Source organism: Nostoc spongiaeforme FACHB-130, from assembly GCF_014698475.1.
Lineage (GTDB): Bacteria > Cyanobacteriota > Cyanobacteriia > Cyanobacteriales > Nostocaceae > Nostoc_B > Nostoc_B spongiaeforme.
In genome coordinates, this window is sequence record NZ_JACJTB010000029.1 from 34181 (window position 1) to 59822 (window position 25642).

General features: G+C 38.8%; 20 protein-coding genes. 7 read left to right on the plus strand and 13 right to left on the minus strand.

Annotation, left to right across the window (positions count from 1 at the left end; translation table 11 throughout):
• Window positions 1-13: 13 nt before the first annotated feature.
• The 3 genes from H6G74_RS19780 to H6G74_RS19790 form a co-directional block, all read right to left on the minus strand.
• Window positions 14-6199 carry an AAA family ATPase gene (locus tag H6G74_RS19780; RefSeq protein ID WP_190969293.1) on the minus strand — a complete coding sequence of 2062 codons (6186 nt, stop codon included), beginning with the start codon at window positions 6197-6199 and terminating at the stop codon, window positions 14-16.
• A 222-nt stretch (window positions 6200-6421) separates the two neighbouring features.
• Window positions 6422-7204 carry an ABC transporter ATP-binding protein gene (locus tag H6G74_RS19785; RefSeq protein ID WP_190969294.1) on the minus strand — a complete coding sequence of 261 codons (783 nt, stop codon included), beginning with the start codon at window positions 7202-7204 and terminating at the stop codon, window positions 6422-6424.
• The gene (locus H6G74_RS19790; RefSeq protein WP_190969295.1) at window positions 7194-8327 is read right to left on the minus strand and encodes a branched-chain amino acid ABC transporter permease; all 1134 of its coding nucleotides are present in this window, start codon (window positions 8325-8327) and stop codon (window positions 7194-7196) included. Before H6G74_RS19790 ends, H6G74_RS19785 begins: the two co-directional genes overlap by 11 nt.
• A gap of 191 nt (window positions 8328-8518) precedes the next feature.
• Here H6G74_RS19790 and H6G74_RS19795 point away from each other — a divergent pair, with 191 nt between their 5' ends.
• The 3 genes from H6G74_RS19795 to H6G74_RS19805 all read left to right on the plus strand — a co-directional run bounded on the left by H6G74_RS19795 (window position 8519) and on the right by H6G74_RS19805 (window position 10883).
• A complete protein-coding gene (locus H6G74_RS19795; protein ID WP_190593222.1) occupies window positions 8519-8716 on the plus strand; it encodes a hypothetical protein in 198 nt (65 codons plus the stop codon).
• Between the two features lie 217 nt (window positions 8717-8933).
• The gene (locus H6G74_RS19800; RefSeq protein ID WP_062296559.1) at window positions 8934-9191 is read left to right on the plus strand and encodes a hypothetical protein; all 258 of its coding nucleotides are present in this window, start codon (window positions 8934-8936) and stop codon (window positions 9189-9191) included.
• Window positions 9192-9296: 105 nt separating this feature from the next.
• Window positions 9297-10883 (plus strand): glucose-6-phosphate isomerase, encoded by a 1587-nt coding sequence (locus H6G74_RS19805; protein ID WP_190969296.1) that lies wholly within the window; start codon window positions 9297-9299, stop codon window positions 10881-10883.
• Window positions 10884-11202: 319 nt separating this feature from the next.
• Here H6G74_RS19805 and H6G74_RS19810 read toward each other — a convergent pair whose 3' ends face one another.
• Window positions 11203-11859, minus strand: a complete 657-nt coding sequence (locus tag H6G74_RS19810) for a Nif11-like leader peptide family natural product precursor (RefSeq protein ID WP_190969297.1) — start codon at window positions 11857-11859, stop codon at window positions 11203-11205.
• 588 nt (window positions 11860-12447) lie between these two features.
• On the opposite strand from H6G74_RS19810, the gene H6G74_RS19815 reads away from it, so the two are divergent.
• Complete coding sequence (locus H6G74_RS19815) at window positions 12448-12705, plus strand: translation initiation factor (RefSeq protein ID WP_190969298.1); 258 nt, start codon at window positions 12448-12450, stop codon at window positions 12703-12705.
• A gap of 304 nt (window positions 12706-13009) precedes the next feature.
• Here H6G74_RS19815 and H6G74_RS19820 read toward each other — a convergent pair whose 3' ends face one another.
• Genes H6G74_RS19820 through H6G74_RS19830 form a run of 3 tightly spaced genes read right to left on the minus strand, consistent with a single transcriptional unit; the run spans window position 13010 to window position 17106 of the window.
• Entirely contained in the window at window positions 13010-14485 is a 1476-nt protein-coding gene (locus H6G74_RS19820) for a DUF1802 family protein (protein WP_190969299.1), read from the minus strand.
• Between the two features lie 10 nt (window positions 14486-14495).
• Entirely contained in the window at window positions 14496-16403 is a 1908-nt protein-coding gene (locus H6G74_RS19825; RefSeq protein WP_190969300.1) for a hypothetical protein, read from the minus strand.
• 43 nt (window positions 16404-16446) lie between these two features.
• Window positions 16447-17106 carry a hypothetical protein gene (locus tag H6G74_RS19830; RefSeq protein ID WP_190969301.1) on the minus strand — a complete coding sequence of 220 codons (660 nt, stop codon included), beginning with the start codon at window positions 17104-17106 and terminating at the stop codon, window positions 16447-16449.
• A 486-nt stretch (window positions 17107-17592) separates the two neighbouring features.
• On the opposite strand from H6G74_RS19830, the gene H6G74_RS19835 reads away from it, so the two are divergent.
• On the plus strand, window positions 17593-17817 hold the full coding sequence (locus H6G74_RS19835) for a DUF433 domain-containing protein (protein ID WP_190969302.1): 225 nt from the start codon (window positions 17593-17595) through the stop codon (window positions 17815-17817).
• Window positions 17814-18146 carry a DUF5615 family PIN-like protein gene (locus H6G74_RS19840; RefSeq protein WP_190969303.1) on the plus strand — a complete coding sequence of 111 codons (333 nt, stop codon included), beginning with the start codon at window positions 17814-17816 and terminating at the stop codon, window positions 18144-18146. The genes H6G74_RS19835 and H6G74_RS19840 overlap by 4 nt, the downstream gene beginning before the upstream one ends.
• Window positions 18147-18182: 36 nt before the next feature.
• On the opposite strand, the gene mdh is transcribed toward H6G74_RS19840, so the two are convergent.
• The 5 genes from mdh to ruvC all read right to left on the minus strand — a co-directional run bounded on the left by mdh (window position 18183) and on the right by ruvC (window position 23149).
• Window positions 18183-19148 (minus strand): malate dehydrogenase, encoded by a 966-nt coding sequence (gene mdh / locus H6G74_RS19845; RefSeq protein ID WP_190969304.1) that lies wholly within the window; start codon window positions 19146-19148, stop codon window positions 18183-18185.
• A 320-nt stretch (window positions 19149-19468) separates the two neighbouring features.
• Window positions 19469-19753 (minus strand): YiaA/YiaB family inner membrane protein, encoded by a 285-nt coding sequence (locus tag H6G74_RS19850; protein WP_190969305.1) that lies wholly within the window; start codon window positions 19751-19753, stop codon window positions 19469-19471.
• Window positions 19754-19939: 186 nt separating this feature from the next.
• A complete protein-coding gene (locus tag H6G74_RS19855) occupies window positions 19940-21616 on the minus strand; it encodes a DUF4335 domain-containing protein (RefSeq protein ID WP_313888498.1) in 1677 nt (558 codons plus the stop codon).
• A complete protein-coding gene (locus tag H6G74_RS19860; protein WP_062296578.1) occupies window positions 21564-22169 on the minus strand; it encodes a DUF3038 domain-containing protein in 606 nt (201 codons plus the stop codon). The genes H6G74_RS19855 and H6G74_RS19860 overlap by 53 nt, the downstream gene beginning before the upstream one ends.
• A gap of 488 nt (window positions 22170-22657) precedes the next feature.
• A complete protein-coding gene (gene ruvC / locus H6G74_RS19865) occupies window positions 22658-23149 on the minus strand; it encodes a crossover junction endodeoxyribonuclease RuvC (protein ID WP_190969307.1) in 492 nt (163 codons plus the stop codon).
• Between the two features lie 281 nt (window positions 23150-23430).
• Between ruvC and H6G74_RS19870 the strand changes: the two genes are divergently transcribed.
• Window positions 23431-24801 carry a gluconeogenesis factor YvcK family protein gene (locus H6G74_RS19870; protein ID WP_190969308.1) on the plus strand — a complete coding sequence of 457 codons (1371 nt, stop codon included), beginning with the start codon at window positions 23431-23433 and terminating at the stop codon, window positions 24799-24801.
• Between the two features lie 189 nt (window positions 24802-24990).
• On the opposite strand, the gene H6G74_RS19875 is transcribed toward H6G74_RS19870, so the two are convergent.
• Window positions 24991-25557 carry a Uma2 family endonuclease gene (locus H6G74_RS19875; RefSeq protein ID WP_190969309.1) on the minus strand — a complete coding sequence of 189 codons (567 nt, stop codon included), beginning with the start codon at window positions 25555-25557 and terminating at the stop codon, window positions 24991-24993.
• Between the last annotated feature and the right edge of the window lie 85 nt (window positions 25558-25642).

A 25642-nucleotide genomic window follows, 5' to 3' on the forward strand; every position in this document is an offset into this window, starting at 1 on the left:
AACTGAATAAACCCTAGTTAGACTTTTGTGTATGTTTATACAACATTTGCTCTATCCAATCAGCATTAAAGACAAATTGATAAATCCGGTTATGAATTCGGAGATTTCCTTGCTGCTTGACTACTAAACCTGATAAAAGCAGTTCTCTTTCTTCCAGGTTATCAACAGCAACAATTTTTCCTTGATGCCAAATTTCTCGATATAACGTTAATCGGGCAAGAGTTTGTGATTCAATATTAAGCAGGCGATCGCGGATAGTTTTTAAATGCTCAGGTTCGTCTTGAGCCTCCCAATTGTCAATCACTTGTGTTTGGACTAAGTTTTCTATCCAACTAGCTTCACTACCTTGGGGAATACTAGTTGAGGAATTACGAATGAGTTTACAAAGTTTTTGCGTGAGAAAAGGTTGTCCACCTGTCCAGATTAACACTTCTTTCAAGACATTCTGAGCATTACCCACTCGTTCTGTTAATCCTTGTAGTAATGGTTGCGCTTCATGTAATTGAAAACCACTTAATTGAATAGCTTGGCCAATGTTAAAGGGGGTGCGCTTCTTATCGAGAATTAATTGCGAAGGATGTGCTACTCCCAATAAAACAAAAGTGAGGCGCTTATATTTTGGCAAATCAGCTCGTTTATTATAAAAACTTCGCAGTAGGATAAAGAAGTCATCAATTGCAAAATTCAAGTTAAGCAAACTATCAATTTCATCGATAAAAATCACAATATTTTGTTGCAGATTTTCTAATACTATTTCATCGATAAACTTACTCAAATGTTGCACTGGTGATAGCAATTCATGTTCCCGCCACCAAGTACGAATATTCACCTGAGCTAAAATATTTAAACTGCTGGCTAACATATAGATAAAACCTGCATACCACTGCTCCAAAGTTAGCTGCTGATTTCCAATTTCGGAAATATCCATAGCTGTACAAGCAAAATTCTCTGCTTGTAGTCTTTTCATAATTTGTACTCGCAAGCTCGACTTACCCATCTGTCGAGCATTGAAAATGTAACAAAACTCTCCTTGTTTCAAAGCTTTGTAAAGATGTCTATCGGCTTGGCGGACAACATAAGTAGGCGCATCTATGGGTAAACTTCCCCCTACTTGATATTCATAAGCGAGAGTTTGTTCTGTACTTCTTAATAAAGCATTTTCAATCACTAATTCAGCTTGGGTAGCTTTGAGAATTTCTAAAGTTTGACTTAACTCCTTAGTTCGTTCTTGCACTTTAGCTTCTAAGTTGCGGTTAGACTCTGCTAATTGCTTTGTGGCTTCTTGCAAAGCTGTATTTTTTTGAGCCAGTTCTTGGGTGAATTTAGCTCGCTCGGCTTCTGCTTGCTGGCGTTGTGTGATATCTTGAAAAGCTGCGATCGCATAAATAATTTCACCTTTATTATCAAAAATTGGCGTTGCTAACACCTCCAAAGGAATCACCTTATTCTCAAGCTTCAATTTCAGATCATCAATCACAATACTTTCACCATGCAAAGCTCTCATAATTGGCTGCTTCTCCATCGGATAATGTTTGGCAGTACCTTGGAGATAAGCTTGATATATCTCAGTTAATTCTGTAGTTGGAGATTGATCAACATTTTCCTTAGCTAAAATTTTCCGTGCAGTTTGATTTGCATAGTCAGCTTGTCCTTGGGGATCAACCACAAATATCCCCACTGGAACAGCTTCCAATATCTGCGTTAACTTTTTCTCACTCTCTCGCAATGCTTCTTCTGCTTGTTGACGCTCTTGAATTTCTTGCTTGAGATTTTGATAAAGTTGAGCATTTTGAATAGAAATTGCCGCTTGAGAAGATAAAATTTTCAATACTTCTAATCTTTCCGTGGTGAAAGCACCAACAGCCAAATTATTTTCCAAATACAATAAGCCAAAAAGCTCACCTTGATGAATAATCGGTGTGCATAAAACAGATTTAGGTTTGTTTTGCAGTACATAATTATCTGTAGTAAATATTCCCTCATGAACTGCATTAGTTAAAATGACATCTTCTCTAGTTCTCACTACATAATTAATTAAAGAATGAGGTAACTGTTGGCTAGTTTCAGCCAGGAAAGATTCATACACTACTACCTTGGAATTATCTACAATACCCTTCGCTTGAATTAATAGCTTTTCTTGCTGCTTTAAAATCAAAAACCCAGTTTGAGCGCCAGCATTCTCAATTACAATATTCATTAACTTTTCTAGCAAATTTTCTAAAATAATTTCACTAGCAAGCGTTTGGGAAGCTTTAATAATTGTTGTAGCATCTAATAGTTGTGAACTACTACTAGTAGTAGAAGAAGTAGAAATTTGATTTTTAGCTAATGTTAAATCTTTTTGGGAAACAAGGATTATTTGTGAATATTTTGCTTCTAAATCTTTAACTTTAGCAATTGCACCCCAGCAGATATAACTATAGTGAGCTTTGGTCATATAAGTCCGGGCAATTTCTTGTCTTCCCAACGCTAAATAAAACTTGGCTGCTAATTCATACGCCAGAGCTTCATCTTGAAGATATCCATTATCTTTAGCCCCAGCAATAGCTAAATCATAAAGTTCCATTGCTGACAATGTTTTTCCCAAAACTCTAGCTTTTTCTGCTTCTACTAATTGATATTTATGTCGATGATTCATCGGGGCGTGTTCCGCCCAATATTTCATGATCTCCTGATTTTTTTCTACTTGATGGATGTATGTTTCTTGCTCATGTTTTTTCTGCTCTTTAGCTAATAATGCTAAAGAATAAAACCAGTTATTATATCTAAATAACACACCTGTTTGCATGAATAGACTATATTGCAAAGTCAATTCTACAAACTGCAAACACTCGTCATATTTTTCAAATAAATAACACAGCCATACTTTATAAGCATAAACATCAAATAATGGTAAAGTATTTTTAGTAGATTTTACATAATTAATAAATTCTTCCTCATATAAAATATCACCAGTTAATTGAGTTTTACCCACAGATGGATTGCGTAAATTTTCTACTGCCTGAGCGCAGGTTTTAATGAGTCCTAATTGATGATTTTGTTCAAATTTACTGACAAACTCTATATATTCAGATTGAGTTTGGGCAACAGCATCTAAATGTTGAGCAGCAAAAAAGATATGAGCGCAATAAAAGTTAGCTGCATGGCAGGCATATTCAATATCTCCCACTTCTAAACCACTTTCAATTGCTTCATAGATAGGATTTACTGTTGCTTGAATATGCTCTTTATGATGAGTGAGACTAATGGCAACTGTTAACAGAGATTGAGATTTATATTTTTTAGCATTTAATTTATCTAATAGTTGCAGAGCTAACTTACCCATCTGATAGCCTAAATTCATATCTGGTACTGACCAAGCTATCAATTGACCATAAGCTGCATAAGCAAATATACATGGTGGAGAATTGCCGTATTGTCTCGAAAGCTCAATCATTGTGTGCAGAATGGGAATTGTGATGCTGCTTTCGGCAAAACAAGCAGGAGGCCAAAGCAACATTAAAATTTCCATTGCTGCTAATTTATATTGGTCAGTCATCAGTGACAGACGCGATAACTGCTCAATATCAATTGCTGGCGGTGATTTTACTAAAGCAACACCCAGCATTTCTAAAAGTTGCTGACCAATATCTAAAACAATATCTACTTGATTTTTAGCTAAATAAATTTTAATTTTTAGTTGATGAAATTTGACCGCATCAAGCAGATGACTAATTTTTTTAATGGCTTGATTACATAAAAATAAGGCTTGTTCTAAATTAATATTGATGTATTCTGCCTCTGCTGTTTCTAGATATAAACTTAAAGTTAAGGTATATTTACTTATCCAACTATCAGAATTTAGTAGTTGTAGACCGATATTTAAGTATTTCACAGCCGCTTCGTAAGCTGTAGCAGATTTAGCTTTTTGTCCAGCCAGGAGATTTAGTTGCGCTAATTCATCTTTTTCGATTTGTGTTTGTAGTAAATCAATGCCAAAATTTAATTGATTCACTAGAGCAAAGATATTATCTTTTTGGGTTTCTGGTGAAGTATTTTTAAGGAGTAGTTTCCCAATTCTTAAATGAGTAGTTTTTCTTTTAGTTTCAGGAATTAGAGAATAAGCAGCTTGTTGCACTCGGTCATGTAAGAATTTATAATTAATTTTCGTATTGCTAAATCTCAAGAGATTTGATTCTTTCTCTTCAAAGACCAACGGAATTTTATAATTGGAAGATAAGGGCAGAATCAAACCTGCTTGCAAAGCACTCCATAAATGATTAGCGGTGATAATCTCTGAATTGTCATAGACGGCTGATAAAACTTTTAAATTAAATTGATTACCAATACAAGCTGCTAACTGCAAAAGTTTCTGTGTTTCTAATGGTAGTTTCCGAATATTTCTGGCAATTAATTCGACAATATTGTAGTCAGTAATGCCAACTGTTTGAATTTCCTGAATATCCCAATGCCAACTGTCTGTACCTACATGATATACCAAGAGATTTTCGCTATATAAACTTTTGAGTAATTGAGTTAAGAAAAATGGATTACCTTGAGTTTTATGAAAAACTAATTCGGCTAATAACTCAATTTTGTTAGTTATGCTCCCTTGATTTAATGTATCTTCTATCAGTTGTTGGATATGAGTCAGCAACAGAGGTTTTACCGTGATAGTATGTATCACAGTGTGTTTTTGCCGGATTTTTTGTAGCGTTTGAATAAATTTATGAGTCGGGCTAACTTCGTTATCGCGGTACGCGCCGATTAAGAATAAATATCGGCTACTGTCATCTGTCATCAACAGCTTAAGTAATTTTAATGATGCGGAATCTGCCCATTGTAAATCATCTAAAAAAATGACTAATGGATGTTTCTCTTGACAGAAAATATTGACAAATTGTTGAAAAATGCGGTTAAATCGATTTTCAGATTCAATGGTACCCAGTTTAGGGACATCTGGTTGTGAACCAACAATTAATGCGACTTCGGGAATCACATCAATCAGTACTTTACCATTAGCACCAAAAGCAGCTAATAACTTCTGTTTCCAAATGTCTATTTGCCGTTCATTTTCTGTTAAGAGTTGACGAATTAATTCTTGAAAAGCTTGAATGAAAGCTGCATAAGGAATATCTTGTTTAAATTGGTCAAATTTACCTGCAATAAAATATCCTCTGGCTGCAACAATAGGTTTGTGAACTTCATTGACAATCGATGTTTTCCCAATACCCGAATAACCAGAAACTAGCATCATTTCTGTTGCGCCTTGACTAACTCGCCAGAAAGCATCCATCAATGTGCTAACTTCTGTTTCTCTACCATAAAGCTTTTGTGGAATTAACAGTTGATTACCGCGATCGCGCTGACCAGGAGTAAAATCTTTAATGTCTCCACCTGCTTGCAACTGTCTAAGACAAGTTTCTAAATCAAATTTCAACCCCTCTGGACTTTGATATCTATCCTCAGCGTTTTTCGCTAACAGTTTCATCACAATATCCGACACAGCTTGCGGAATGTGCTGATATTGCTTGGGTGGGATGGGTTTTTTGGCAATGTGACAGTGAACTAACTCTAGTGGATCATGATTGGTAAATGGTAATTTACCTGTCAGCATTTCATATAAAGTCACACCCAAAGAATAAAAATCGCTACGATAGTCAATCGAGCGATTCATCCTCCCTGTTTGTTCCGGTGCGATGTAGGCTAAAGTACCTTCTAATAAATTAGGGTTGCCGATAGTCGGCTTTTCTAAAAATAGTCGGGAAGATAAACCAAAGTCAGTTAATTTTACCTGTTCACTTTCTACATTAATAATAATATTACTGGGCTTAATATCTTTATGAATAATTGCCGCTTTCTCTAAATCAATTAATGTTTCTGCTAAAGCGATCGCTATTTGTAAGCACTCTGTAACTGTTAATTGTTTAGATATTAGAATTTGACTTAAAGCTTGACCACCAAAATCTTCTAAAATCAGCGCAAAAGCATTTTGATATTTTTCTAATTTGTAAGCTTTAACAACTCGCTCACTTACAAAATCTTTGAGGATTCTATATTCATGGCGTAAGCGCGTAATTTCTTCTAATGTAGGATATTCAGATTTAAAAAGTTTAATAATTACTGGCTGCTGTTGTCTTTTTTTTCTCCCTCGATAAACAACTGTAGCTGTACCTTCATGGATTTTGTCTAAAATGTCATATCCTGCTATTTGAATCATGATTTAGAGTTAAAATAAAAATATAATACAAGTATATATCTATACTTTTGCCTGTAGCCCCGACGAATGGAATTCGCAGCTATAAAACAATAAAGTTCAGTTAAGGCAAAAACTTAGACTTGTGTAGGTTGGGTGGAGGAACGGAACCCAACATTCACGTCTACTTTGTTGGGTTCCGCTATCGCTCTACCCAACCTACTATTCTCTTAACTGAACTAAAAATTATTTACCCAAATAAGCTTCTAAAACTTGGGGGTTGGATTGAATTTGTGTGGGAGTTCCATCAGCTAAATTCTGCCCTTCAGCCAATACCCAAACCCGATCGCACAAGGACATAATCACGTCCATGTTGTGTTCAATAATCAAAAACGTCAAACCTTCTTGGCGGTTCCAAGCGACAATGCGATCGCATATATCATCAATTAACCTGGGATTCACCCCGGCTGCTGGTTCATCCAACAAAATTAACTTGGGATTCGTCATCAACGCCCTCCCCATTTCTAATAGCTTGCGTTGTCCACCAGACAAACCCCCCGCATAGTCTTGGGCTTTATGCGCCAACCCCACAGACTCTAACAAAAACATTGCCCTCTCTTGCAATTCCTTTTCTTCTTTAGCGACTACGTGGGGTTGGAGTTGCACTTGCCAAAAACTTTCGCCTGTTTGTTTTTGCGCCGCTAATAGCATATTTTCTAACACCGACAGCCGCGAGAGAGTCCGCGCTACTTGGAAAGTCCGCACTAGTCCTTGCTGGGCAATTTGGTATGGTTGCAACTGCTGAATTTGTTCACCATCAAAAATCACTCGTCCTTTATCTGGGCGGATAAAGTTAGAAAGTAAATTGAATAAAGTCGTTTTACCCGCACCATTGGGGCCAATCAACCCAGTAATGCTACCTTTGAGAACTTCAATTTGTGCCTCATTCACTGCTTTGATACCGCCAAAGCTTTTGCAAAGTCCAGAGGCTGCTAATAAGGGAAGTGGCGGTGATTGGTTATTTACCAAGGGTGAGTTCCTCCTTTTTCCCTAAAATACCTTGAGGTCGCCAAATCATTAGCACCATTAAAATTAAACCAACGACCATAATCCGAAATGCACCCAGCCGCGCTTCATCTAAGGGAATAATTCTGGGTAGAACTTCTCTAGTAATGGCATCGTAAGCAAAGTAAATAACTGCACCTAAAATTGTGCCGATGTTATTACCCGAACCGCCTAAAATTACCATAATCCAAGCGTCGAAAGTTAACTGTGGTTGGAAGTTATCAGGATAAATGGCGCTTAACTGCCAAGCAAAGAACGCACCCGCCACACCTGCGATCGCACCGCCTAACATCAAAGATTGAATCTTGTACCAAAAAACATTTTTACCCAAAGCTTTCGGTACTTCTTCATCTTCACGGATTGCTTTTAATACTCGACCCCAAGGCGATCGCACTAAAATTTCTAACCGCCAAAAAACAAACGCCAACACCAACAGCGACAACAACATCAAACCTGCTTTGGGATTGTAATTATACAAACCAATCACACCAGAAATATAAATTGCAGCTGTTAACAAACCCAAAACAATCCCCACCCCTAAACGCGATATTAATTCCTGCTTGCTGCTGGTTTTTTTAGCATTATCCGCCACCAGCAATCTTTGGGCGGTGCGAATCCATCGCCACAATGTGAAAAAAGTTACAGCCGCCAATAAAGTCAGCAACCCAATCATGATCAAGCGAACTACTAAATTAGGTTCTGTCGAGAATGGGATAGTATAACTCTGCACCCCAAACGCCCCAGATACCCAAGTATCACCCACAGGTAACTCTTGGTTATTCACCACCAAGCGAATCAATTCCCCTGTACCAATAGTGACAATCGCCAGATAATCTTCCCGCAGGCGCAGAGTCGCAAAACCAATCATCAAGCCCAACAACGCCGCTACGATCGCGCCAATCACAGCCGATAAGACTAAAGGAACACCTTTTAAACTTAACAATACTGTTGTGTAAGCTCCCAAGGTCATAAAAGCAATATGACCAAAGTTAATTAACCCCGTAAAGCCCCACTGTAAATTTAGCCCCAAACCAAATAGGGCAAAAATTGCCGTCGAAATCGCCAAAAAAATTAAATAATCAACCATAACAGTTAACAGTTATTCAGTTAACAGTTATCAGTTAACGCTGAACAGTAGACAGGGAAAGGTAAACACTTTTCCACTGATTACTGATCACTGTCTACTGATTACTGTCTCAAGATACTACCTCTTCCCGTTCACCATTGCCAATTTTTGGGAACAATAGCCTTGACTTTTGGAACATAGTTTATTGATATATGAACTTGCTGCGTATAAGAATCCACCATTTAATCGAGCAATTGAGTGACGAAGAACTCCAAAGCGTCTGGGAGAGTGTTCACGCTTTACATTGTGACTTTTATATGCTCAAAGCCATACAAAAAGTCAAGCGATCGCAGCAACCTTGGGATATCTTGACTCAGGAAGAAGCGATACAAATTTTAATGTTTTACTGATGCAGTGATAAAAAAGGGATTAGAGGCTAGAGGCTAGGGACTAGTTTATCGGTCAGGACTACGCACAACAATTGTCAGTTGAGATGGGTGTAGGAGCAAAATAAAGTTGTGGTATCAATATCCTTTCTTTTTCCTTTTTACTTTTGCCTTTTGCCTTTTGCCTTGTTGTACTAGCCTCTAGCCCCTAACCCCTAACCCCCAACAGAGGTGATGCCTAGTGAGTGTGGAAATGCGCTATGCCAGGTCTTTTTTAATGGATCTGAAGAGTTTAGAACCTGCTGCTTATCAGCGAGTGTATGATTTTGTGTTTTTTGAATTTGGAGAAAAGTGGCAGTTGCATGGTCTTCCTGAACTGCGACAGCTAGACCATGAAGGCATTTTTCACCGTTTTACCTTGGATGATTACTTAATTGGGATTGAGATTAGAGGAGAAATTGTCAAGTTTCTGCGAGTCATACCTATGCCAGATGTTTAGGACAGAGCATTAGCTCAACACTTAAAACTGTATAAGGCTAGGCAGGGATGCACCTGAGCTTACATTAAACTTGTCATGGAAAAACAACTTACTTGAGATTTCCCTATGGATGCAATAGCACTTTGGCAAAGATACCAAGATTGGTTATATTTCCACGAGGGATTGGGACTATACGTAGATGTAAGCCGGATGCGTTTTGATGATGTCTTCGTGGAGTCATTGCGTCCGAAATTTGACAAAGCATTTGCGGATATGGCGGAATTGGAAAAGGGTGCGATCGCCAATCCCGACGAAAACCGCATGGTTGGACATTACTGGCTGCGAAACCCTGATTTAGCACCCACGCCAGAACTCACCCAAGAAATTGTCCAAACACTCGAACAAATTGAAGCCTTCGCCGAAAAAATCCAAACCGGCGCAATTCATCCGCCGAAAGCTAATCGCTTCACTGATATCATCTCCATTGGTATTGGTGGTTCTGCCCTCGGCCCCGAATTTGTCGCCGAAGCCCTCGCCGCCGATTTCCCCCCCCTCAAAATTCACTTTATTGACAATACCGACCCCGCAGGTATTGACCGCGTTCTTAACCAATTACGCAACAACCTCGCCAGCACCTTAGTTTTGGTCATCTCCAAATCAGGCGGTACACCAGAACCCCGCAACGGCATGATTGAAGTGAAAAAAGCCTACGCTGGCCACAATCTCGATTTTGCTCAATATGCTGTAGCCATTACCAGTCCTGGCAGTAACTTAGATAAAGTTGCCCAGTCTGAAGGTTGGTTAGCCACATTCCCCATGTATGACTGGGTAGGCGGTCGTACCTCCGAAATGTCAACAGTGGGTTTAGTCCCAGCCGCACTGCAAGGCATTGATATACGCGCCATCCTCGACGGTGCTAAAGAAATGGATGATGCTACCCGCGTTGCTGATATTAAAAAGAATCCAGCCGCTTTATTGGCATTGTCTTGGTACTACGCTGGTAATGGTAAAGGCGAAAAAGACATGGTTGTGCTGCCTTACAAAGACAGCTTGGCACTGTTCAGCCGCTATTTACAGCAGCTAGTCATGGAATCTTTGGGTAAAGAAAAAGACTTAGACGGTAATATCGTCCATCAAGGTATTGCCGTTTACGGTAACAAAGGTTCCACAGACCAACACGCTTACGTCCAACAATTGCGTGATGGTGTACCAAACTTCTTTGCTACTTTGATTGAAGTTTTGGAAGACCGTCAAGGTCAATCCCCAGAAATTGATCCTGGCGTGACATCTGGCGATTATCTGGCTGGTTTCCTCCAAGGAACACGCAAAGCCCTTTATGAAAATCAGCGCGATTCAATTACTATAACGATTCCTCAAGTTAATGCCCGCACAGTCGGCGCTTTAATTGCCTTGTATGACCGTGCCGTTGGTTTTTATGGCAACTTAGTAAACATTAACGCTTATCACCAACCAGGAGTAGAAGCAGGTAAAAAAGCCGCCGCCGCTATTCTGGATTTGCAAACTAAAGTAGTTACTGTTTTGCAAAGTGAAAAAACACCCCTTTCCTTGTCAGAAATTGCCGAGAAAGTGGGTGCTAAAGAAGAAGTAGAAGCAATTTACAAAATTCTGCGTCACCTACACGCCAATCAGCGAGGTGTAGTGTTGCAAGGTGATTTTGCTCAACCAAACAGTTTAAAAGCTTCTATTAGCTAATTTTTTCTAAAATTTCCTGCTCAACTAAAATCAAGCATCCTGATCTGAAGTCATACCTTCAACGCTCAGGATGCTTAATTGTATAGCAAATAATGAGTAATGAGTGATGAGTAATGAGTGATGAGTAATGAGTCAAAAATTTACTTTAGGACTTACGCAAAAACCCTCTCGAATCCTCTTAACTTCGTGTCCTTTGCGCCCTTTGCGGTTCGTTTTTTCATTATTCTGCGTAAGTCCTGTACTTATTACTCATTACTTACTTCAAAAGTGCTGAATCAAAAAGTACAAATTCCTAACCTCTACCCCCTCGTCCCTTTCCTCACACCACACTCATCAACCTTTGAGTAAAGTAGCTCTTAGGTAAAAAGCAGCGATCCAGGAAAAATGGATTGCGGATATTTTCACCGACAAAATTATCAGATTTACGCAAATGACAGAATGGTGGCACTATTCCCCAATCTTCTGCTAACCAAATCCAGTATCCTATTTCGATTCTGCCGTAATTTGAAGCTGTGAGAATTTCTCCCACACTATTATTGAGAGATACTAATTCTGGCGAACATTTCACTTCAGTTAATAGCCATGCTAATTCTTCAATAGAAAAATGAAACCGATGCTCGGCTGCTATTTTAATAAACTGTTGCGGATTTTTAGCAGCTAGTAATTGTTCTTTTAAAGATGGGATTTTCTGTGCAGTATCCAACAAATCCCAAATTTGTTTTCTGGTAATCACAAACCACGCAACTGCTTCTTGAGTAAATTTATAACCATTTTCTTTAGCCAATAGCAGAAACGCTTCAATACTATCGATTTTTTCTAGTTGAGTGCTGAGGAAAAAATTCTGCTCTACTAGTGAGAGAAAATCAATAATTTTTTGCCATATAAAATGGTCAAACTTTGGCTGTAATTTGACTTTCTCCTTCCAATAGAAATACTTATCCTCGCTCAAGAATAAATTCCAGAGTTGATAATACATAACTTTATTGGTTTTAGTTTTAATAATTGTTAGGGATAATTACCAGTGTAATAAGTATAAGTTGAGTTTATCGACAGTATTAACTAAAATAATTTATGTAAATGAAATTACACAGTAACTAAGTATAAAATTTTTGTAAATTTTAGAACAAGCCAACTTCATATTTACGGATGCTGCAACTTTTTGGGGACAGGCGATCGCTCCTTTCCTCATAGCTAATGACCCAAAAAATCCAAAATTCGGACTTTACAGAAGAATATAGACATGTCAAACCCTGATATCCTTACACTCGTTTTCAAAAGATCATCTTGGTGAGTCAATCTTGTTATGAGCAAGCAATGTAATTTTTTAGCCCATTACCAGAACTTAGATACGCAAAGATAAGTAGTTATTTTCAGGTAAATTCATATACAGGTATACTAAAACTCTGTCACCTGCCATAGCAATATATTTCTAGAGAGTGAGCGCCATTTCTCTCAAAGGCAGGAGTAAATACTGCAAGAATTCCTTGATAATTTTTACTATCAGTTTTTAATAAGTGCCAAGTTAATAAATCTATTTAGTGAAAAATATAGGAGAGTAATTATTATGGTAGACGGCTTTTTTCAAAGAGCGAAAGAGTTTTTTACAGGCTCAAATAATAATGAGTTTGAGCAAGAGACTGATGAAAGCAATATGCGTCCAGACAGCGAAGATGATTATATTGAGCCTGAAGACCAAATTTATGAAGGTTTAAGTCCAGCTAATCAAGAACCCTATAGCGACAAAGCTGATGAGTACAGCAATATTAGCCCAACTAATGCAGATCCCTTTGGCGATCCGGCTGATGAATATGGACGTGAGTAATAAATAATGTCGTGACGATAGATTAAACTGGTGTTGATTTTAGGCGGTGGTAGCGAATATCACTGCCTATTTTTTAGATTAACGAACCGCCAAGACACAGAGAGCGCAGAGTTATTTTGATATTAGGGATTGGGAAGAAAGAGCGATCGCCCTTGCTTTTTTATAATAGGAAATGAATACATCTGGTTCAGTAAATATTAAGTAGGGTGTGTTACGGCTATGAAAGTATTTGAAATTTTCAAAGAATGAGAATTAGCCGTAACGCACCATATATCAGTGATTTAATGGCTACTATAGCATTTAGTTATCTTGAGTATATTTGTAACTCTCGGAGAAAATAAAAGCGATCGCTCCTCCAATCCGTTCCTTTTTCTCTACCTAAATAGCCTGTTAACGGTGAAGAAAGTTCTATCAATAAATCATGAACTATATCATCATTTAGTTTAGGATTATGTTTGGCATTATAGTGGGCGCGAATTTCTGTTACTGTAAATTTCTGATGTGTAGCTTTTGAACTTTCATTATCTTGTTCAGCTAGTTCTTTTAATGCTGTGATAATCTGCGATCGCAAATTTATGGCAGTATAAATTTGTTCGATATATTTTTCAACTTCTTCATCAGATTGACCAGGTTTTAGATATTGTCTAAGTTTAAATAAGTCTACTGAGTTACGATAAGTGCTTTGGAGTTTGACTAGTTTTTCAAGTGTTTCTGGGTTAATAATAGCCATACAATGTACTGTAGCAGCTTCTTTAAGTTGGTTTGTTGGTTCGCCAGGGCCAATGATTAATTTAACAGCTTGATTGAAAACATCTAAGCGATGTAGACTTCCTAAGTTTAATAGCTGTACTGCTGTATCATTAGGAATTTTCTTTCCTGCTTTACATTCCCCAAAAAGTGGATATGGTTCAGAACAAAATAAATCTAAACCACCAGCACCACCTTTATGAGTATGATCAACAGTAAAACCTAGAAAATTAAGACTATCGCGCACCACATTTTCAAAATCTGTCCCAGCTTGATAGTTACTTTTACCTTCGTCTTCTTGTTTGCTACGATTACCTAACGCTGCAATATCACTAATCCATGCTAAATCTGTCTCAGGTTTGTAAATCTGCTGAATACTACTCCAACCTAAAAATACTTTAATCTCATCATCTAAATTTTTCGCGGCTGGGTTAGTACTTGCTATCGAAGCTAATGCACTTTGCAATTCTTGTAATTCAGGGTGTAGAGGTGGTTCTAACTTTTCTAGTTGCTGTTTGCGTTGGGTAAAAGTGCGATCGCTTAATACTGGTAATTCTTCAGTTACAGTTATAGAAGATTGTGAACTAACAAATTTACCTAGTTTATCTTGAATAGTTGAGTTAACTGCAAATTCTTGAGAACTAGCTAAATTATACACACGTAAATAAGCTAGAAAAATATGCTGATTATGTTTAATTATCTCCTTTAAAGCTTCCGTAGAAAAGATGGTTAATTGAGACAAAATATCTAATGGCTTAGTTTCGTCTAATATCTGGCAAAGTTCGCATTTAGCCCAAGCCTTAATATTAGATGTATGAGTAGCATCCAGATTACTAACAGGTAAGATATTGACCCGATAGTATTTCTCAAATGGTAATGCAGTAGGTAAACTTTGTGCTGGATAAAGAGCAAATCTCTGCCCAGGACGAATAAACATCTTGGGCATAGCTGCTATTGTTTGCCCCTGTGTTAAAGCTTCAATTTCAGAGGCAGGTAAACACAAAGCTGTTGGCAGTGAAAACAGCTTATTCATGCTTTATTAATTATAGAGTTAGTTGGATATTATCAGCGATAGAAATGCTTTGAGGTATTCTCATAGGCAATTCATCATCGGTCAAATTATCTGGTTCTTGACCAGAAGGATCGCTGAGTATTTCTCGAATTAAAGGATTATTGATTGCTATTTTTTCCTGCTCAATAAAATCAAACACTTGTTCTTCTGTCAATTCATAACTCTTCCTGTTCTTCCAAACAAAATAGATAGCTAAAAGAGGTTTGATATCTTGAGTTTGTAAAAGCACCCATTCTCCTCCTAACTTTTGTAAAAGTTGTTGTAAATATTTTTGTGCTAACTTTGCACTAGTGCTAATTTTCTTGGAACGTACTAGGCAACCTCTCGTTAAGTGAAATTTTCTATAATCAATTAGTTTATTTAAGGCTGCTTGTACAGTATTACCTGCTGCTTGCTGTAATACATCCACACCAATTCTTACTTTCTTTCGATTACCTACTATTTTGAAATCGATATAGTCTTGATATGGTATCTCCTCTATTTCTTCAATTGTTATTCCTTCTAATGTTTGACCTTTCAGGCTAACAAATGCCAGCCGAATAGCAGAGCTAAGAGTTATTTCTTCTTCCATTAATGAATAAATAGAAGCTTCTACATTGCTTAATTCATTATCAAAGTATGGTTTAACTGGGTGTGGAGTGATAATTGTCTCTAATTCTGATTTTAGATAATTATTAGAGATTTGCTCATCATGAGAAATAATAGGTGTATTGATTATAAAATTTTCCGCACACCATTTTAGGACTGACCTTAAAGTAGGTTTTCCTTTGCCAAGTTCTCTCAGTTTACTTTCATCAAATGGATAAAGAGGATGAGGTGGATTTTGTTTGTTATCTTGATAAAAATCTTGTAGCCATAATTTAACAAGAGCGACAATATCATCGGAATTAAGATATTTTAATGAAATTGGTTGCTTATTTGTTTGCTCACTAACTAATCTATCCATCACTGCTTCAGCCTGTGGCAAAAGCCTGATTTGGTCATTCCATGTTTCAGGGTACATTGAGAGTAGTAAAACGCCTCGTTTGAGACTGTTGTATAAATCCTTTGCTAAGGTGGCAATAATTTGTGGTGCTGTAAATCCTGTATCAGAAATATCTGGCGTGTCTAATTCATCGAAGCATATCACCGGAACTTTATAATGGCTAGTTATATCTAATATCTGGCGTACATTACTTAATGCTTCAGCCTCTTTATCTTCATTTTTAGAGTTTGGTAAGCCGAGTGCATCAGCTTGTAATTCTGTTATCTCTAAACCTGATAACCAATAAGTTGCATAGTGAGCGTGTGTTGTCGAAAGTGTCCACAAAATAGCTCTAATGATATAAGGATTATTAATCTCAGGCTTAATCTTTAAGACTGTTTCTGTTAAAGCATCAATTGTCTTAGTTGAGTATTTGTTTAACCAGTTTGGGTAAATACTGCTGACGTATTGCTGTGGTGTGTAGTTACATTTCTTCGCTTCATTAATTAAAGCTGCTGCTATTTCTTGCCACTGCATCAATTCTTGACTACCAAAAGCTCTCAGGCTAGAAGCAACAGTTTGCAAAAATTGAGATTTAATCTGATTCAGATTGTCATACTTACCCATGTAAATAAATAAAGCAGTATTTTCTGTTTGAAAGCGATGGCGAATGCGACTAATAATATGGCTCTTACCCAAGCCTTTTTCAGCCGCTATGGTAATACCTACAGTGTCGCGCTGACCTTTACGAATTTGTTCAACTGCGTTAAATACTGCATCAGAAGCATGAGCATTAATTGAGGTAACATCGGGATAACTTTTTCCCCATATCTGTTGCGGTCTGACAACAATATGTCCGGCGAATGGATTTTTATTTCTAATCAGTTCATCAATGGTAGATGTGGTGGCAATCATAGTTTTTTGAGATGATGTTTATTGAGTGAGGAGTACAAAAAATTTATGCTTTCAACAGTTTGGCGTAACAGCGCAATCCATCTAAGACTGTGGTGATAGAATCTTCTATCTTGTCTGGTGCGTTATCTTCTACCGTTCCGCCTTGTAGTTGCAAAATATCGTCAGCTTGCATTTCTAGCAGCCAATCATTAAATTCTGTACGGCTTAAGCGATCGCCTACTTGTCTTCTAATCCGATAAATTGGGACTAGATGATTGAAGTTGTATTCATAATTCAACTTTTCGTAGACTTCCAGCACGACTAACTTAAATTCTTCGTAGGAAGCGATCGCACCCTTGTTAGGTTTTTCTGGTGCAGGTGTACTAGTAAATGTGCTATTGACTCCACCAATCCATTTAACTAGTGCATTTGCAGTCCAACTCCCAACAATAGTTCCATCAAATCTAAACTCGGAACTTCTCAAACCCTCACCTAGAACTTCTAAACCCTTGGGAGAAGCAAGAGAATAGCCAGTTTTGGAAATTGCGATCGCGCCTTGCTTGCGTAATTCCTCGAATACACTTTGGTAATCTGCTGCTTTTTTACCTTTGGAAACAATACGCTTAGTCAATAAGCCTTTTTTTACTTCCTGCTGCACTCCTCCCAAATCCCACAAAGCCAAAAGGAGGCGAGTTTTCGTCTGAGCTATATTTTTGGTTGGCATATTGAGTATTTTTTCTGACAAAAAACATCGTAGCGACTGTTTCTTTTTAAATGATTCCAAGCGTAAAAAATAACCGCGTAATTGCTGAATATTGACACAGAATATCGCTGATTTATAAAAAAAGTCGGGGTTCTGAGCAAGATTTTTATAAATTAAATAATATTGTTATATATGTCAATCAAATGACACTTCTTAAAAGTTACTCATAGAATAAATACTTTTGAAAAATCTATCAGCAATAAATATGAAGCAAAATTATGAAATTCCAGCTATAGCGTTTTCCAGTTTGCCGAGTTACAAATTTATTGGTTTTTATCTGCGTTCATCCGCGTCCATCGGCGGTTAATTATTCTTGCTCGTACTTCACTACAACGAGAGAATCTATAATATCTCTTGCGATCGCAATATTATTTGTCTTATTGTTGAGATAAAATTGTGAAATAAGTTCACGTATAAATTGTTTTTTCTAGGGAAGATATCTAAATCATGAACTACCAAAATATTATTACTATCGAACCCGGAAAGCGGAGCGGTAAACCCTGTATTCGGGGAATGCGAATCACCGTATATGATATTCTCGAATATCTTGCAGGAGGTATGACAGAAGCAGAAATTTTAGAGGATTTTTCAGAACTGACATCAGAGGATATTAAAGCTTGTCTTGCTTTTGCTGCTGATCGTGAGAAAAAGTTATTTGTGGCACCGTTGTGAAACTGCTTTTAGATGAAAATCTCTCTGATCAGATTATTGGCAGGATTATCGACTTATATCCTGATTCTGAACACGTAAAAACCTTGTCGCTAACGAATACTGATGATGGGATTATCTGGGAATATGCAAAAGCACATGGTTTTGTGATTGTTTCCAAAGACTCTGACTTCCATCAACGTAGTTTACTTTATGGTCATCCTCCTAAGTTCATCTATCTTCGTATCGGTAACAGTCCAACATCAAAAATTGTTCAAATTTTGAGAGATAATTTCGACACCATCATTCAATTTGGAAATAGAGAATTAGAAAGTATCTTAGTGCTGTCATAGTTTGAAACAGAAGCTTAACTCAGTACATCATCTCTATTATAATTTCGCTGCTAGAATTTCTTGCGATCGCTCGATATTTTTCCGCACAGATTTAGCAGAATTATGCAACGCTGCTACTTCACTTTCACTTAAACTTAATTCCAAAATACTTTCAATACCACCACAACCTAAGCGACAAGGCACACCAATCACCACATCTTTTAAACCATATTCACCATCTAAATAAGCTGCAATTGGTAACAGCCGCGATTGATTTAATAATATTGACTCAACCATCATACTTGTCGCCGATGCAGGGGCAAAAAATGCGCCACCTGTTTGAATTAATTCAACAATTTCTGCACCACCGTTGCGGGTTCTTGCTATTAAACTTTCAATGGTAGCTGCGTCTAATAATTCTGTAATGGGAATGCCGTTAACAGTGGCATAACGAGATAATGGAACCATTAAATCGCCGTGGCTTCCTAATACCATCGCCTTCACATCGGCAGGTAAAACACCCAATTCTAAAGCGATGAAAGTTTCAAAGCGGGCTGAGTCTAACACGCCAGCCATACCCATAATGCGATCGCGTGGTAAACCTGTGGCTTGCCAAGCTAAATAAGTCATCACGTCTAAAGGGTTTGTGACGATAATAAAAATTGCATTGGGCGAATGTGCGATCGCATTTTTTGCTGCGTCGACGACAATCTTGGCATTAGTTTTCAGCAAATCATCCCGACTCATTCCCGGTTTACGCGGTAGCCCAGCCGTAATCACCACAATTTCAGAATTAGCCGTATCAGCATAATTATTCGTCCCGATAATCTGACGGTTATGCAGTTCTATTCCTCTGGCTTCCATTAAATCCAGTGCCAAACCCTGCGGCATACCCTCAACAATATCAAGTAACACCACATCTGCTAAATTCTTCTCGGCAATGCGTTGGGCGAGAGTACTACCAACTCTACCAGCACCAACAATGGTGACGCGCGGTAAATGGCAAGGAATAGGGGAAAACATAATTAATTTGTAATTTTAGGTTTTAGATAATCCAAAAATACTTTTCTCTTCCTCACTCCTGGATAAACTGCGATCGCCAGTTTGTCACACCCAGTATTTTGACAATATTTTAGCGCAGAAGTTCTGGAAAAATTCAAAAGTCAGAACTGAAAATCATCAATTCTGACTTCTGGATGATATGTAGCAATCCTCAATGATTTACAAACATCTCTCTCCCTAGTCTTCCTTGTCCTCCTTGTCTACTTTGTCCGTATATCAAATAGGACGCTTTTTGCATCCCACACCCAACCCTCAACAAATCTGCATCTAGAGAAGAGGAATTATTTGAAATTTAAAGAATCATGTTGTGATAATAATTTTTCCACCTTCGCCTCATCAATTCTTGCTGTTAATTTTTTAGCTTCATGCAAATCTCTGGTTGTTTTTGCCAAGGTAAAAGTCGAACCAACAGAAAAAGCTAAACCCATACCCATAAAGCCTTTTACCCAGTTATCCACGGGCAAATTCACAATTCCAAAGCTAGTCATAGAAACAGAAAGCATAAAAGCAGCCCATGTTTGAATAATCCAAGCTGTACTATCTTTTTGTGAACTTAGTTGCTGCATATTTCCGCCCGATAAATTCAGGAATTTAATAGCGATATTATTAATTGGTGTAGTCAATTACAACAATAAAATTACCACTTTGATAACTGGACTGTAATCAGTTAACTAAAAAGTACCTAAATAAAAGAATAACTGGTACACAGTTTTGTACCAGTTAGATAAATGGCATAAAGTTGGGGAATTTAATTATTCAGATTCTGAAAATGTTTGTACCTTACCATCAGGACTGAAAACAACTCGAATTCTGATATTTTGACCAGATTTATTACCAGAAACAAAAGGCTTACCAATTGCAGGTATACCCGTATTATCAATAAACTCTCTTGCTGGTTTATTCAAAGGTAAAATTCTTGCTAGAGAACCATCCACATCCACAGTCAAGCTGTATTCTAATGTTTGTGTTAATCCAGCAGGTGGTTGCCAACGCTTCTGAAAGAAACTTCTAGCTTCTGCGATTTGGGTTGTGTCAAATATTGTGCTGTTGGTAGCCACATTAGAAGGTGTAGAAGTTTGCGGAGTATCACCCAATCTATCAACAAATGGATTATTCTCTGCTGAAGGTGGTAGAGAAGAAGTGATTTTTTCTCCTAGTGGCTGATTAGTTGGTGAGTACTCAGGAGAAAGATTATTGCCCCGGTTGTTATTGGGTATAGTTGCCAATGGTGGCGGAACAATTGACGGGATACTAGTAGATGATAAATTATCCGCCCCGGAAGACAGACGCGGAGGTAAACTCCGCCTTTGAGGTAAGCTAATTTCACCCTGATTAATGGGCGGTACAGGGTTCAGTGCAATTTGTTGACCAGAAATTGTTGTTGATGTCGTACTTGGGAGATTATTCTTGGTGCTAATGCTTGCTTGGGGTATATTCAGCCCAGTTTTAGAAGATGTTGACGGTACACCGAGCGAGGTGGCGGAGTTAGCCGAAGAAATACCCGCCCCAGAAGGGATGACAGGTTGTGCTGGCAAACGAGAAGTTGGCAGAGGCAGAGTAGAGTCGATGGGTGGCAGTGATGGTAAATTATCTGGAGATGCCAGTCCAGGTAGTGGTGTACTCAAGTTAGCTGACGGTGCAGGTGCTAAAGCCACATCAGACTCTTGGGAAGTCGTTTTATTTGCTGTTGTTGGCTGATTTTGTCGATAATAATTGGCGTATTGTAAAGTGATTGGCAATAAACCTACACTTAAAACCAAAACTGCGGCGACAGGAGCCCAAGCTGGGAAGCGGAGAACAGAATTATTATTATTCAGAGATGGTAAAGCCATCACATCAGCTGAGTATTCATCCAAAGCTGAGGCTAAATCATAAAGTTGTAATAAACTGAGTTGCACCAATGGGCTAGAGGCTTGACCAGACAAAGAACCAAGATGTAATTTGTGAGTTAAAGAACTGCCCGGTTCTAAATAGATTTTGCTTCTGGGAATGTCGGCGGCGAAAGATTTTAAAGTCTGTGTAGATAAAGCTGATGGGGCTGAATCATCAGATGTTGTGATTGCATCGGCAAAGTCAGACAAACCCAGCGAAAAACTTTCTGGCGACTGTTGGAGGAATTGCTGCACATAGCTGGTGACGGCATCACATAAAGCTTCGAGTTGGTCGCGATCGCCCCGAATTACAACCCTGCGTTCTTCTGGTAGTCGTGGATCGTCAATGCGTAACTCAAAGCTGAGTTGCTTAATTACAGTTTTCCCCATCCAACGGGACAAAGGCGAACTTTGTGCCAATACTTCGAGTGTGCAAGTGGGGGGTGTGTAGCGACGAATGACAGAATTTAATACAGGCATGGCAGAAACTGCAAAGGAGACGTTTTCAATATTTTGCGGAATGGTCGATGAGTGCGAGCCAGAGACGGCGGTGTCCACCAGGGGCGCTGTAAAACAGTAAGTTTACAAGCAATTTAAGTGCTAGGTGGGTGAGTAATTCCGTTGAGATTTGGTCATCCTCTTCCATTCGCTCTTGGTAGGTGTTGCAAAAAGCATCAATGTAATCTCCAAGTAAAGCAGCCTGATGAGGTTCCCGGTTATTTTCCGCCATTTGCTCTAGTAACCCAACAGCACGACGAATTAATTCTTGGTGCTGTTTGGCGAGATAGCAGATGATTAAAACAAGCGATCGCGCTTCTTCTACATCTAGCTTTTTTCGCCCTCCTTGACCTTTGCGTAGGGGATTTGACTGCCGTAGCCGCCATAAAGCTACGCGGTCTGGCACTCTTGACTCTAAATTTAGGTTAACTGCCGCCGAGAGCATAGCCTCAGAACCAATCCCAGTTAAGGTTTCTAGCGCCAACAGTACCAAGTCCAACTGAGTTTTGATATTGTCCCATTGAACTGTGTCTGGGGTTGGAAGCTTAATTAACTCCTCCCACTGAGAATTGGGTGTGGCTGAGTCTGCGGCCGAGTGCATAACTTTTAGCATAGGTGATCGGGCTGGTAGGGGCTGGTGCTGTTACCTATTTTGAAACCAGACTCTCTAGGATTTAAGTTGGTTTCCCATACATAAATTTTGGCAGGAACTAGCTTCTAGCTGGTTGAACTTTGGTAAACAGCAGTTGTCACTGTCTTACTCTACAAGATGAAAATTTATTTTCCATACACTTAGCAGAGGAGAAAATGATCTACCTCAGTAAAAATTTTCCTAGCCTCCACCACTGCTTCCGTATGAAGTATAAATCAATATCAACAATAAATAATTGTGTGCATCCACTTTCGGCAAATAGCCCTGCGCTAAGGCGCACGCTACGCGAACAGACTGAAGTCTGGGGCTATACAAACTAAACCCGCCTGCGCGGGTTTTGAGATAGTCCGCGTAGGCGGACTTGGTTTGTGTAGCCGCGATTTCCAATCGCCTGGTGTTTCTTCCAAAAGTGGATGCTCCCAAATAATTGATGGCTCTGTGATGAATAATTACAACTGAAACAATGCTGTTAAAGCTACTGCTAAAGCATCTGCGGCATCGTCTGGTCTTGGGATTGTATCTAAATTCAACTCTCGCGCCACGGCTGCTTGCACATCAGATTTATCTGCATTGCCATAGCCTGTTAAAGCTTGTTTAATTTGTGCTGGGGTAAATTCTACATAAGGTAAACGATGTTGTCCCAAAACTAACATGACAACGCCACGAGCTTGTGCTACAAGAATAGTGCTTGACATACGATAGAAGAACAGCTTTTCGATCGCAACCAAGTCTGGTTGCAATTCACTAATCAGGGTGTGTAAATCATCAAACAAGGTACACAGGCGCTGTGCCATTTCTGCATCTGCCGAGGTACTAATTACACCAAAATCAAGCATATCTACCGTTGCGTCTTGTACCTTGCTAGAGCCTTGTTTGCAAGTAATTGCACCAAATCCTAAAATGGCTAATCCAGGATCTAAACCTAAAATTCGTTTTTCCATTAAACTAACTTTGACCAAGCCAGGGTATTGTTTTACTGGGAAGACTGGCAACTTTGATGACTGGTTTTCTAGCTGTAGTCAAAGAAGTTAGGATACTCGGAAAGCATGAATGTTAGGCATAGTAATACTATTACCTCCTGCCTGCATTTGGCCTCTATCTCCTGTCTTCTGCTATCAGTCTCAAAGCACTGAAATACTTAATAATGACACACTTGGTGTTAAAACCAGGGAGTGTAAATTTTCTTTTATTCATTAGTTTGTAGCACTGCTTTCAATCAGGTATGTCAATTGGTTTTCTCAGACAAGCCCTCAACGCCCTGCAACAGCAGTCGCGCAGCCGCACATCTCATCGGGTTAACCAGTGGTTTAAGTGGTTATCTCCAGGATTATCAGTAAAACGCTGGTTACTTATTAGCCTTGGCGGTGTATTTTTGGCTAGTTTGGGGTTAGCTATATGGGTGAAGTTGACCCCGATTTTTTGGCTGTTGGAGTTGTTGAGGAGTTTTCTGGGAGTCATTACCAACATCCTACCCAACTATATCAGCGGCCCTTTGGTGCTGCTGGGCGGGTTACTTTTGCTGCTTTGGGGACAAACTCGCACTGTGGGTTCCATTACGGCGGCTTTCAAACAACAAGGTGAAACAGAACTCATTGATGTTTTGTTAGCCCATCGCCGCTTATATCGCGGGCCGAAAATTGTGGTTATTGGTGGTGGTACCGGACTTTCGACTTTGCTGCGGGGATTGAAAACTTATAGTGCTAATATTAGTGCGATCGTCACTGTTGCTGATGATGGTGGTTCTTCTGGGCGGTTGCGTCAAGAATTTGGTGTGCTACCACCGGGAGATATTCGCAATTGTTTAGCAGCCTTAGCAGATGAAGAAAAGCTGTTAACAGAATTGTTTCAATACCGCTTTCGGGCTGGCGATGGCTTGACGGGGCATAGTTTTGGTAACTTATTCTTAACTGCCATGAGTGAGATTACTGGTGATTTAGAACGTGCTGTGGCGGCGAGTTCTAAAGTCTTAGCGGTGCGGGGACAAGTTTTACCAGCAACTCTTACTGATGTGCGTTTGTGGGCAGAATTAGCCGATGGCCGCCGCATTGAAGGAGAATCGAATATTCCTAAAGCTGGTGGTAAAATTGTCAAGATTGGTTGCACACCCGCTAATCCACCAGCCTTACCCGCAGCGATTAAAGCGATTAAAGAAGCTGACTATATTATTATTGGGCCGGGTAGCCTGTATACAAGCTTGATTCCTAATTTACTAGTACCAGAAATTGCCAATGCGATCGCCGACTCCAAAGCCCCTCGCATCTACATTTGCAATATTATGACCCAACCAGGAGAAACCGAGGGCTATACTGTTGCTGACCATATCAAAGCTATTGATGCAGCCTGTGGTCAAAGGCGATTATTTGATGCTGTTATGGTACACAAAAAATCTCCTTCTCCCCAATCCCTCATCCGTTATGCCCAACAAAATTCTCATCCAGTTTTCCTCGACAGAGAAGATGTATCGTTACTAGGGCGACGAGTTGTTTTAGCTAATGTATTGTATGAAGATGAAACCGGTGTTGTCCGTCACAATCCCCAAAAACTCGCAAAAGTGTTGTTGCGATGGTACAGTGGCGCTCATCATGGAAAGTGAAAATTAGTCATTAGTCATTTGTGTACACACATCTTGCACCTAGCCCCGACGAATTCAATAAGACTGTTGACGAATAAGAGAGAAGTAATCCCTCTCTTATTACTTTCGGGAGAAAATAATCAGAAACTCTATAATTTTTAAGTTTATTCTCAACAAGGGTATTTAAATGATAAAGTGGACTGGCGATCGCTAACTAAAACAAACTTTAACAGCGCAACTAAATTCCGGCAAAAGTGGACTAGTTAAATTATCTTCTTTATATAAAGTAGCCGCTAATTTTAAAACACCATTTTCTCGACGGTAAATTTCTACTGTTTCTTTTTCGCGGTCAAAAATCCAGTATTCTTGTACACCTTGAACTGAGTAAAGTTTTAGCTTTAATTGCTTATCTCGTTTCTTCTGTATTTCGCCAGGAGAAAGCACTTCAATTACTAGTTCTGGCGCACCTGTTAAATGTCCAGCTTCATCTAATATTTCTGATAAACGTTCATTACTTACCCAAACTACATCAGGAATTACATTATCATCATCAGTAAAAATAATTCCTGGTGCAAAGGCAACTTGTCCTAAACCTGTTTGATTTGACCAAATTTGTAATTGTGTACCAATTTTGACACAAACATTTTGATGTTTCCAATGAGGCGCTCTAGTCACAAATAATTCTCCATCAATTATCTCATAACGCTTGCCATCGTCAGGAAATAACTCTAAGTCGGCAGTTGTCCAACGAACTTTTTCGGATGCAGTGGAAGTCATACAATTTTGGATTTGGGATTTTAGATTTTGGATTTAGGGAGAGGATGCTTTTTTATTCCCTACTCCCTATTTTCACATTTTGCAC

Excerpts from the sequence above, each read along its gene's own strand:
- H6G74_RS19780 (WP_190969293.1), bottom strand. The coding sequence starts at position 6,199 with ATGATTCAAATAGCAGGATATGACATTTTAGACAAAATCCATGAAGGT.
- H6G74_RS19790 (WP_190969295.1), bottom strand. The coding sequence starts at position 8,327 with ATGGTTGATTATTTAATTTTTTTGGCGATTTCGACGGCAATTTTTGCC.
- H6G74_RS19795 (WP_190593222.1), top strand. The coding sequence starts at position 8,519 with ATGAACTTGCTGCGTATAAGAATCCACCATTTAATCGAGCAATTGAGT.
- H6G74_RS19805 (WP_190969296.1), top strand. The coding sequence starts at position 9,297 with ATGGATGCAATAGCACTTTGGCAAAGATACCAAGATTGGTTATATTTC.
- H6G74_RS19810 (WP_190969297.1), bottom strand. The coding sequence starts at position 11,859 with ATGTATTATCAACTCTGGAATTTATTCTTGAGCGAGGATAAGTATTTC.
- H6G74_RS19815 (WP_190969298.1), top strand. The coding sequence starts at position 12,448 with ATGGTAGACGGCTTTTTTCAAAGAGCGAAAGAGTTTTTTACAGGCTCA.
- H6G74_RS19820 (WP_190969299.1), bottom strand. The coding sequence starts at position 14,485 with ATGAATAAGCTGTTTTCACTGCCAACAGCTTTGTGTTTACCTGCCTCT.
- H6G74_RS19825 (WP_190969300.1), bottom strand. The coding sequence starts at position 16,403 with ATGATTGCCACCACATCTACCATTGATGAACTGATTAGAAATAAAAAT.
- H6G74_RS19830 (WP_190969301.1), bottom strand. The coding sequence starts at position 17,106 with ATGCCAACCAAAAATATAGCTCAGACGAAAACTCGCCTCCTTTTGGCT.
- H6G74_RS19835 (WP_190969302.1), top strand. The coding sequence starts at position 17,593 with ATGAACTACCAAAATATTATTACTATCGAACCCGGAAAGCGGAGCGGT.
- mdh (WP_190969304.1), bottom strand. The coding sequence starts at position 19,148 with ATGTTTTCCCCTATTCCTTGCCATTTACCGCGCGTCACCATTGTTGGT.
- H6G74_RS19850 (WP_190969305.1), bottom strand. The coding sequence starts at position 19,753 with ATGCAGCAACTAAGTTCACAAAAAGATAGTACAGCTTGGATTATTCAA.
- H6G74_RS19860 (WP_062296578.1), bottom strand. The coding sequence starts at position 22,169 with ATGCTAAAAGTTATGCACTCGGCCGCAGACTCAGCCACACCCAATTCT.
- ruvC (WP_190969307.1), bottom strand. The coding sequence starts at position 23,149 with ATGGAAAAACGAATTTTAGGTTTAGATCCTGGATTAGCCATTTTAGGA.
- H6G74_RS19870 (WP_190969308.1), top strand. The coding sequence starts at position 23,431 with ATGTCAATTGGTTTTCTCAGACAAGCCCTCAACGCCCTGCAACAGCAG.
- H6G74_RS19875 (WP_190969309.1), bottom strand. The coding sequence starts at position 25,557 with ATGACTTCCACTGCATCCGAAAAAGTTCGTTGGACAACTGCCGACTTA.